Origin of the sequence: Acetobacterium sp. UBA5834 (assembly GCF_002435675.1) — a bacterium.
GTDB lineage: Bacteria > Bacillota > Clostridia > Eubacteriales > Eubacteriaceae > Acetobacterium > Acetobacterium wieringae.
The window spans coordinates 1-10,377 of record NZ_DJGY01000051.1 but is presented as its reverse complement, the minus strand read 5'-3'; the positions used below and the strand labels follow the sequence as shown (position 1 = coordinate 10,377).

At 42.2% G+C, this 10,377-nt stretch carries 9 protein-coding genes and 1 pseudogene; 4 read left to right on the top strand and 6 right to left on the bottom strand.

Going from position 1 to position 10,377, the window contains the following annotated elements; all coding sequences use genetic code 11:
* Together B3F51_RS10325 and B3F51_RS10320 are read left to right on the top strand one after the other, a co-directional pair.
* Positions 1-84 (top strand): annotated as a pseudogene (locus tag B3F51_RS10325) (elongation factor Tu); the annotation flags it as partial.
* A 289-nt stretch (positions 85-373) separates the two neighbouring features.
* Positions 374-631: a hypothetical protein gene (locus B3F51_RS10320; protein ID WP_286946920.1), complete on the top strand. Its 258-nt coding sequence runs from the start codon at positions 374-376 to the stop codon at positions 629-631.
* Positions 632-670: 39 nt separating this feature from the next.
* Here the strand turns inward: B3F51_RS10320 and B3F51_RS10315 are convergent, their stop codons facing one another.
* Positions 671-1,327, bottom strand: a complete 657-nt coding sequence (locus tag B3F51_RS10315) for a TetR/AcrR family transcriptional regulator (protein ID WP_070372672.1) — start codon at positions 1,325-1,327, stop codon at positions 671-673.
* A 285-nt stretch (positions 1,328-1,612) separates the two neighbouring features.
* On the opposite strand from B3F51_RS10315, the gene B3F51_RS10310 reads away from it, so the two are divergent.
* Both B3F51_RS10310 and B3F51_RS10305 read left to right on the top strand, forming a co-directional pair.
* The gene (locus B3F51_RS10310) at positions 1,613-3,007 is read left to right on the top strand and encodes an MFS transporter (protein WP_070372673.1); all 1,395 of its coding nucleotides are present in this window, start codon (positions 1,613-1,615) and stop codon (positions 3,005-3,007) included.
* 155 nt (positions 3,008-3,162) lie between these two features.
* Positions 3,163-4,557 carry an SLC13 family permease gene (locus tag B3F51_RS10305; protein ID WP_148638505.1) on the top strand — a complete coding sequence of 465 codons (1,395 nt, stop codon included), beginning with the start codon at positions 3,163-3,165 and terminating at the stop codon, positions 4,555-4,557.
* A gap of 113 nt (positions 4,558-4,670) precedes the next feature.
* Here the strand turns inward: B3F51_RS10305 and B3F51_RS10300 are convergent, their stop codons facing one another.
* The 5 genes from B3F51_RS10300 to B3F51_RS10280 form a co-directional block, all read right to left on the bottom strand.
* The gene (locus B3F51_RS10300; RefSeq protein ID WP_070372675.1) at positions 4,671-5,297 is read right to left on the bottom strand and encodes a corrinoid protein; all 627 of its coding nucleotides are present in this window, start codon (positions 5,295-5,297) and stop codon (positions 4,671-4,673) included.
* A gap of 111 nt (positions 5,298-5,408) precedes the next feature.
* Positions 5,409-6,212, bottom strand: coding sequence for a methyltetrahydrofolate cobalamin methyltransferase (locus B3F51_RS10295; RefSeq protein WP_148638507.1), 804 nt, complete (start codon positions 6,210-6,212; stop codon positions 5,409-5,411).
* Positions 6,213-6,278: 66 nt separating this feature from the next.
* Positions 6,279-7,259, bottom strand: a complete 981-nt coding sequence (locus B3F51_RS10290; protein WP_148638508.1) for a uroporphyrinogen decarboxylase family protein — start codon at positions 7,257-7,259, stop codon at positions 6,279-6,281.
* 424 nt (positions 7,260-7,683) lie between these two features.
* Complete coding sequence (locus tag B3F51_RS10285) at positions 7,684-9,144, bottom strand: NAD(P)/FAD-dependent oxidoreductase (RefSeq protein ID WP_286946915.1); 1,461 nt, start codon at positions 9,142-9,144, stop codon at positions 7,684-7,686.
* 43 nt (positions 9,145-9,187) lie between these two features.
* Positions 9,188-10,246: an asparaginase gene (locus tag B3F51_RS10280; protein ID WP_286946913.1), complete on the bottom strand. Its 1,059-nt coding sequence runs from the start codon at positions 10,244-10,246 to the stop codon at positions 9,188-9,190.
* Positions 10,247-10,377: the final 131 nt, after the last annotated feature.

Sequence of the window (10,377 nt, the reverse complement as noted above, 5' to 3'; positions counted from 1 at the left end):
ATCGAAGAAGGTTTACGTTTTGCGATTCGTGAAGGTGGCCGTACTGTTGGTTCTGGTGTTGTTGCCAAAATGTTGGAAGACTAATAGCTTAAAACAGAGCAAATGCAGATTTTGAGACGAATGTCCTTGTATGGATAGGATTCTTGAAAAAGCTGTAATAAAAACCTTAAACATATAATAATACCAAAAATATTTTAGCGGTGCTGTTTGATCAGTTCGATAGCGTCAGGTAAATACGAATATTTTTGGTCAATCTTGCCGCCTCTCTTGAGAGGCGGCTTTTTATTTGCCAAAGGGGGGATAAAAAACTCCGTTCGATCTTCAGCGGCATTTGTGATACAATAGAGTCATAAATAGTGTTGGGGGAAAGTTAATGAAAAAGTATATCAGTGTAACCATTTGTAATAAGGTGGAGTCAGTCGGAAATGACTATAACAAGGGCTTTAGAAAATGTAAAACAGAAGAATTAGCCCAGGAGATTGAGGATCTCTGTAATCAATACGATGAGAAAGGCTATGAGCTGGCATCAATCGTACCCATTGTTCAAGGACAGCACATCGTTTTTTCCAGCGATGGTAGCTGGGCCAACAGCGTCACCGAAGGGGTGATTATTACCTTTAAAGCAAAATAAAAAAAAGGTCTATTCAGAAAATTTCTGAATAGACCTTTTTTAAATCAGTAATTTAATTTCGGAAAAATCATTTTCCCGGAAAAACAGAAGCGCTTCATAAGAAACACGGTAGATCGATTTTTGGGGAATTCCAAGACAGCGAGCTGTATTGGTGATAATTAGAATCGAAAAATCTTCCACTGGCATTTTTATGCGGGTCTCACAAAAAGCCCGGGTAAGCTCACGTCTGGCGCCAAAATCGGCAATCAACAGGGCATCAAATTCAATTGGACGGATCCGCAAATTATAGTCGCTGACAAAATTATGATAGATTTCACCCATTTTTCCATGAAGAAATGGATAGAGGGAATCATTTTGAGAGATCTCATAATAAAAATGGTTAACGCGCGGATCACTCAGTAAATAATGATACCAAACCATGGTTAAGTAGAAGTGTTTTTCAAATGCGTTAATGGGTTTATATCCGATCAGTTTCTGATTGAGCAGTTCATGGATCGAATCCAGATAATCATCAAATATTTTAGCGATAAAGGTATCTTTGGTCGCAAAATGATAGGTCATCGAACCTAAAGTAGTATCAGAATGATCAGCGATTTGTTGAATGGTGGTGGCATTATAGCCCTGATTATAAAATAGTTCTTTGGCACTCGTGTAGATGCGTTCTTTTGTCATCTCGCCCTTGGTCATTTTTCGCATTGGTATTCTCCTTATAAGCAATGTGGCATAGCAATTTTAGCATTAAGTGAGAAAATTAACAAGGAAAAACCGTAAAAGTATGAAATAAAAAAATAATATAATGCAAATTACTAAAAAAACAGTAAAACGATAATTATTTAATAAAAAATACTTGACAAATCTGATGTAAAGGGTTACTATTTAGTAAGTCTTAGTAATATTACTGAAAAGATCAAAAAAGGCGAGGGTAATACTCCGGAAATTTTACTCTGGTCGATCATTTAAAAATTTTGAGGAGGCTCTTTTATGGAAAAAAAACCCTTGAGTTCAGGGCTTAAGAGATTCTTCGGTGTTGGGGATCTTGGATTTACTCTGATGTCGAATGTCGAAGTGTTTTATTTTGCATATTTTTTAACAAATATTGCAAAATTTGATTTGGGTACAACTGCAATAATTATGACCTTAACAAGTACAGTGGATATGGTGTTATCACCGTTCTATGGTGGATTTATTGATGCTCTTAAACCAATGAAATGGGGAAAATACCGATCATATTTACTGGTAATCCCACCAATGGTCGTCGTTCTCTACACATTGATGTTTACGGTTATTGGCACTGGAATCGTACCAATGGTTATCATCTGTGTCGCATTCATTACTTCACACGTGGCTTGGAACTTTTCTTACGTTGCAAATATAGCACTTATTCCAACAATTTCAACGACACCTGATGATCGAACACAATTATCGGCAACACGAGGCGCTTATGCAAATGTTGGGAAAATTATTTTCTCAGCAATGGGCTTAGCCACTATTTTATGGGTTGGCGAATTAGTTAAAAACCCAGTACTTGGGTTCACGATTTCGGCATTTGCCATGGCATGTGTTTACTGGTTAGGCTATTTCATCCACTTCAAACTGACAAGTGGATATGAAGCAACAATTGAAGATGGAACAGCAAATACAAACACTGCAAAAAAAGAAAAAATTTCCATTGGCGATATGGCTCGATCATTGGTTCAGAACCCACATTTGTTAGTATTACTGTTAGCAGATGTCGCCCGTTGGATAGTTAACTTTGTTTGTGCCGGTTCAGCAGTTTACTTCTTTACCTATGTAGCAAACGATGTTGCAATGTTTAGTGTATACTTACTGGTTGCTAATATTATGGCGGTAATTGGCTCTTATTTAAGTAAATATGTAGCGGCTAAAGTATCAACACGAACAGCCGCACTGATTGGCTGTTACGGTTTAGGTGTATTCTTGATTGTTACTCAATTCGTTGTTGGTAACATCACCATGGTTCTGGTTGTCCTTTCCTGTGCGCAGTTCTTCTTAGGATTCCTGTACGCATTGATGGTGGCACTATATGGTGATGCATCAATCTACAGTGAATGGAAAACAGGAAAAGCAGCATCAAGCTGGGTCATGGGATTATCGAATTTACCACTGAAACTGGCGATCTTTTTCAAAGGTTTAATCATTCCAGCCATGCTGGCTTCAGTCGGTTTCGTTGCCAAAATGGATCCAGCAACTGCCACTCCAGAATTAAAAGCTGGTATTACAACCTTATTCTGCACCATTCCTGGTTGCACAGTTTTGGCTGGCGCGGTTCTGTTAACCTTTGGATACCGTTTAACCAAAGATAAAGTGACTCAATATCAGGCTGAAATCAACGCCAGAAAACAAATCGCAGAATAATAGACGTTAAAATGATGACAGTAAAATAATTACAGAAAAATAAGAAGCCATATTCAAATCAATTGATTGGCTTCTTATTTGTTTCATAGAGCGAATAGCGATATGTTGGGGGACAACAGAATAGCTAGCGTTTAAAAATACGACAGAGGTGGATTATGAATAAAAAACAGATAATCGGATTGATCATAAGCATTGCCGTGCTGATCGCCGTTTTTTTTCTACCCATACCAATGGGTTTGACAGATAAGGGACTGATTACCATCGGGCTGTTGCTGTTCTTTTTAATCATGCTGATTACTGAAGCACTGCCGGTTGGGGTTATTTGTTTTCTGTGTCTGGCGCTATTGCCAACCCTGGGAGTTACAAAAAATCTGACTGCCGGATTAAGCGGCTTTACCAACACGATCTTATTTTTTGTATTGGCATCATTCGGTCTGGCGGAGGCGGTGACCTCGACGCCGATTGTTCAACGGATCTTGCACGCCCTGCTTAAAAAATTTGGCCGAGACGTTAGAACCTGTGTCCTGGCCATTATGGTGGCTGGAGCCCTGGTATCCTCCATCGTGACAGACGTACCATCGGTGGTGGTGTTTATGGGGATCGGCGCCAGTTTTCTCAAACTCTTTGTTAATGAGGATGATCGTGCCCAGACTGCAAAATCACTGATGATGGGGATTCCAATTGCCGTGATGCTGGGGGGACTGATGACTCCAGCGGGTAGCGGCATTAACATCTTGACAATTGGATTGTTGCAAAGCCAGGCGGGAATTCAGATAACATTTCTTCAGTGGATGGCCTGTGGTATTCCGATTGTAATCGTGATGGTGCCCTTGGCCTGGTTCATCTTGACGAAAATATTTCCTCCGGCAGAGATTGATAAAATGGAGATTGCGAGTTACCTGGAGGAGATCGAGGTTAAAGAAAAAGTTGATAGTCGGGAATTGAAAGTTATTGTGATTGGTCTGGTCATGATTTTCTTCTGGCTGCTCAGCTCATTTTATCCGTTTATTGAAGTAACTGTGGTAGCCCTGTTTGGCTGTGTCTCTTTCTTTTTGCCGGGAATTCGCGTCCTCACCTGGGATCGCTATATGAAAGCGGTCAGCTGGATTTCATTTATTCTGATCGGAACGGTTTTATGTATTGCCAATACCATCGTTGCAAACGGTGTCAGCGAATGGTTTGTCAACTATGTATTACCATCGTCTTTATCATTCTCACTAATGGGTGGGGTTTTCTTTGTCTCAGTCATGTGCTTTGTGATCATGCTAATTGTTCCTGTGGCTCCAGCTTTAATTGGGGTGTTGACGCCAGTTATTATCAGTTTGGCAGCCACCACCGGAATCAATCCAGCTTTACTGATCATTGCGCTTGGCTTATGTGCCGGTAACTGTTATTTATTCCCCATTGACACCATACCACTCATTACCTATACTGCTGGCTATTACAAAATGACGGATATGCCTAAGGCCGCAATCTGGCTTCAAATTGCTTTTGTTTGTCTGGCTACATTATGGTTGCCAATCGCCGGAAAACTGGTAGGATTGGCATAAAAAAGTTTTTTTGTAATAAATAGGGACATTTCAAGCACAAAAAAAGAGAAACCGTGTGGTTTCTCTTTTTTTATAGCGTTATTAAATTAAGGGGCTAATTAATTGTTTGTCGCTTATGCAACCATTTCTTTAGCTTTAACAGCGGCGCTACCAGCATCAGGAGCAAATCCATCGGCACCAATTTCAGCTGCATATTCAGGAGTTACAGGTGCACCACCAACGATGACTTTAACGTCTAGGCCACTGGCTTTAATGGTTTGAACGGCTTCCTTCAGAGCTGGCATAGTGGTTGTTAACAGACCGGAGCAGGCTACCAGGGTAACATTTTCGTTTTCTTTGATGGCTTCAACAAAACGTTCAGCAGGAACATCCACACCCAGGTCAACCATGGTAAAGCCAGCACTTTCGATCATCATTGAAACCAGGTTTTTACCGATATCATGTAAGTCGCCAGCAACGGTTCCAATAATACAGGTTCCTAAAGAGTTTGAAGTATCACCAGCTAACAGCGGACGTAACACATCAACACCTTTGGCCATCGCTTTAGCAGCGATTAGCATTTCTGGAACAAAGATCTCTCCAGATGAGAATTTTTCCCCGACAACACCCATCGAGTCAACCATGGCTTGCAGGATATCAGCTGCAGAGCTACCTTCATCTAATGCTTCCTGAACCAGTCCAGGAACCAGTTTCGTTTTACCAATTTCTACTTTTTCTTTAACTTCTTGAATTTTTGACATTTCTTTCTCCTATTCAGTAATTATAATAAATATTAGTGTCTGTCAGCTGATTGTGTGATCAGCTGACAGAATTTGTTTGACAGTTTTATAATGAGGCTTCGTTACAAGCGACTATTTTTTCTGACCGAAAATTCCTTCACGGTAAGCGCCGATATATTCCATACAGTAGTCATCTTCGCCCAGCAGCGCTTCAGTGGCATAGATGATTCCCATCAGGTCACCATTGGTCGGATCAAGGATGGCACTGTCCAGTCCAGCATTCATGGCCAGAACGGTAAAGCCCATGTTGACCATTTTTCGGGCAGGCAGGTTGAATGAGATGTTGCTGACGGCGCCGGTCACATGAATGGTGGGGTATTGTTCTTTAATGCTTTTGATTACTTCCACAACCATAGCAATGCCATCTTCGGATGTACAGAGCATTTCAACCAATGGATCGATGTGCATTCTTGACGGATCAATGCCGTATTCTTTGACTTTGGCCATTAAATCAGCAAAGACATCCAGACGGTCTTTAGCGGTTTTAGGAATGCCCTTATCGCTGTTAAGCAGCGCCACACATTCCCATTTGGTATCAGCAATGGCTTTAAATGCAGCATCGACTTTATCGCCTTCAAGGGATACGGAGTTGAACAAACCTGGTTTGTTACAGTATTTCATCGATTCGATACAGGTATAGACATTGGGGCTATCCACAGCAATGGGGATATCGGTGACTTCCTGAACCAGATCAATCAGCCATTTCATGGTTTCCAGTTCGATATCATCATCAACAGAAGCACAAACATCGATATAATCGACGCCAGCTTCGGCCTGGATCTTGGCCAGATTTTTGATAAATTCGCCATCTTTGGCAGCGATGGCTTTGGCAGTGGAAGGAATCGCACCGTTAATTTTTTCTCCGATAATTATCATTTTATCTCTCCTCTGGATATTAATTTTACCACTCTTTCAGAGTATGGATTGTTAAATTGCTTTAGACTAGAATAGTTCTTTGGTCATTTTTTCGATGGCTTCATCACAGGCTTCGTAAACGCCCGGGAAGGAAGAAACGGGCAGCCCCTGACAAGCGCCTGGGATGAAGTACAGTTTTCCAGATTCACGGCAGGCTCGGGCAAATTCGGCATCAATTTGTTCTTTTGTCCATTCAGGATGATCGATGACACCACTGTGAACACCACCCATAAAGGTGATTTGTCCGCCGTATTCTTTGATCATTTTAGGAATGTCATTGGTTGTCATAACACCCTGCCAGATATCAATACCCATTTCAATCATATATGGAACTAAGGTTGCGGCATAGCTGTCGCTATGGTGAACAATCAGTTCAACACCGTTAGCTTTGTAAAAACCATAGATTTTTTTGTAGGATTCTAAAAAGAATTCTTCAAACATTGCTGGCGAAAGGAAGGTGGAAATCTGGCTGCCCCAGTCGTCATGGTGTAAAATTGCATCAGGGTGCAGATTTTCAACCAACGCTTTAGCATAATCCAGCTCATACTCGGTTAAATAATCGATCAGTTCATGCATGGCTTCGGGTTCTTCGTAGAAACTCATGAGGGCATTTTCCATACCCATCAGATAATGGGTCATTTCAAATAAACCGGGAGCGATGAATGCCGCAACATATTTATTATCACGATCAACGGCCTTAGCGTCAGCAATGGCCTGATCCCACGCCCCTGCAGGTCGTTCCATGCTTGGAGCTTTAACGTATTCTTTCCATTCAGTAACATCTTTAAGAACAACATGTTGTTCATCGTGTACTGGGAAAGAGGCAAGTTGACCTTCTGGCCAACGGATGGTAATACCCCATTCATTGATTACTTCGCCACCGATTTGGGGTTTGATACGACCAGATGGTACGCTCATAATCATTTCCAGAAATTCATATTGTTTGACAAAACGATCTGGATTTCCACCGGTCATGACTTCTTTTAAATTCTCTTTTACAGTTAACATAGTGTATAGCCTCCTTAGTTTATCTGGAATGAATCATTGATCAGTTTTAACAAAGTTGCTGACAATCTCATATTTTGACTGCGATTACAATAAAAATAACGATTAAATGAGCGACAAATTCAAAACCAATTTTTAGTATATGATATTTTATTTACTATTATTTTAGTAAATATTCTTTCATTTACTGTGATTATAAACGGTTGCAGGTATTTTGTCAACGAAAATTTTTGTAAAAGTGTCGGAGTTATCGTTTTTCTTAAAGAATGATCAATAAATCACGTCTATAGGCCAGTTAAATCAGCGCAATCGCAGGCTGACACTAAAAAAGAGCCGCAGTTTTATTAAGACTGTAGCTCTTTTTTAAGTTTGTTCACACCGATGCGTGCGTTATCGTCCCGATAACGAAGGACAAGGGCAGAATCGGTCAATCGCTATGTTTTTTTATATAGTCAACGATTTCGTTTTTTCCCACCCGATTGACGCCGCTGTGTTCCACGTCAAACCCGGCATCAATCGCATGACCAAGCACCTTTTCCATTACTTCAGCGACCCGGGGACGGCAGAAGGTTCCTTGACACCAGCCGCAGCCTGCCCGGGTACGTCGTTTGATGCCGTCAACGGTGGTTACGGGAATACCCCGGTTCATGGCATCAATAATAGTCGCTTCATTGACTTGTTCGCAGCGGCAGATTATTCTTTCCGGGCTGGAGGCCATGTCCACCAGCGGCTGGATTTCTTTCACCGGTTTTAATTCAGTGCGGGTAATAATCGGAGCCCGATAAGGATTGAAGCTGGGGTCTTCTTCAAAGGGACAGTTCAGCTCTTTTAAAAGGCCCAGAACCATCTCGGCAATAGCTGGTGAAGACGTCAGACCCGGAGATTGAATACCGGCGCAATTTATAAATCCGGTCACGGGGGTGGCTTCAATAATAAAGTCGTCGGTGGAGCTGACTGCCCGAACGCCGGTAAAACTACGGATGAACTGTTTTATGTTTAATTTGTCGGTGGTGTGTTTGGCTTCATTAAAAATTTTCAGGAGCCGTTCGGCATGGGTGGATTTGTCAACTGTATCTTCATTGACCGCATCCGGACCGATCAGCAGGTTGCCGAAATAGGTTGGGGTGACAAGGATTCCTTTGCCCATTTTTGTGGGCATTTGGAATAAGACCGTATTGATGATGCTGGCAGAGCCCCGTACCATCAGGATGTACTCACCGGTGCGGGGGGTAATGGTGAAATAATCAACACCAACCATTTTTGAGACGGCGTCTGAGGATATACCGCCAGCGTTAATCACATAATGCGACTGGTACTGTTGGCCATTTTGGTCAGTCAGGGAAAAGCCGTCAGTGTTTTTTTGGATGCTGGTAATTTCGGTGTTCAACAACAGCTTAACACCATTGGCAACGGCGTTTTCGGCCAGTGCAATGGCCATTTCGTAGGGTGAGCAGATGCCAGCCCCTTTACAATACAGGGCGTATTTGACAGCTGGGTTGACATTTGGTTCCATGGCCATAATCTGGTCATGATTAAGAATTTCCAGATCGTCGACACCATTGGCCAGGCCGTTTTCATATAATTCCTGGAGTTTTGCCAATTGCTCTTCTTCAAAGGCCAATACCAGCGATCCGATTTTTTCAAAGCCAAAGTTAAGCTCCTCGTTTAGCTGATCGAATTGCTTGCGGCCCTTGTAGCACAGACCTCCTTTTACTTTGGTGTGGGATTCGGCAAAGCCGCCATGGACAATGGCTGAATTGGCTTTAGTGGCCCCCATCGACACATCATCTTCCTTATCAAAAACAACAACAGATAATTTGTAACGGCTTAACGCTCGGGCGATCGAGGTTCCGATAATACCGGCGCCGATTATAGCAACATCATACATAGCAGTCTCCTTCAGTATCATTAGATTTTTAGCAATCGAATGCTTAGATTACATACCCATTTTCCTTGGCATCTCGCAGAAATTCATAGAAAAATTCCCGTTTTACATAGTTTAGCGGGGCATATTCCTGCTGGTTGTAGGCAAAATTCAATTTGGTGACAGCAGCCTCAAAGGAAATATTTTCCAGAGGGATGCCGCCAGCGGCAATCAGTTCCCGACAGGACGCATAAAGATCGCCCTGTATATTTTTGTAGGAAATCAGATAATGATCGACCTGGGGATTATTTTTGATAAAGGACAGGAGCGATGTTCCGTTTTCCCCTGTAACATTACCGCTGCCACAGTGGTATAGGGAGTGAAGGACAGCCCGGATTGGACGGTTATGCAGGTTGATCACCTCATAGTTTAAACCGGGATAGGCACGCAGCGCCAATACTTCATTACGAAATTCGGCAATGGTGGGGACACAATCAGGAGCCGGATTATAAAGCTTGAGCATGGACGGATTTTTAGGACTGGGGACACAGCACAGTCCCCGATGATCAAAAACGCCTAAAGGATCTCCGAAACTGGTAAAGTCATCCCGTAGCCAATCCGCTTCCTGAAGCCGGGTGGCCAGGTGGACATAAATAATATGATCGCTATTTTCATAAAGGGTATAAAAACCAGGCAGCTTCATATTTATGATAAAGGCCACTGCGGCTGAAAAATTGGCGATGGCATTGCTGTTTGGTTGGCCGATGGCGTAGTTGGCAGCCACTAAAACGATCGGAATCAGAGGACTGTCAAGACCATAGGAAAGGGCGGCCCCGGTATAGGGCAGGGTATCCGATCCGTGGGCAATAATGACACCATCATAGTCGCAAAGACGATGGGATTGCAGGGTTTCTATAATTTTTAGCCAGTGTTTTGGTTCGGCGTTTTCACTGAGAATATTAAAGGGACGGACGACCTCAAATTCGACTTGACAATTGCTTTGTTCGTTGTAGATGGCGAGTAAGTCGTCGCTGCGACGGGAATCAACATCGATACAGCCATCATTGACAGCGCTGCCGATGGTTCCGCCGGTTAATACTAATAAAATTCTGGGTATTTTTTCCATAGCTGAGCATCCTTTCGGTAATTTAGAATAATTATAGCATCTAATCAGGAGCAGGGGAATAAAAAAAGCAAACAGCAGAAATGTGTTTGCTTTTTAATGACCAGATCAAAAGCTTCCTGTATAATTTAAAT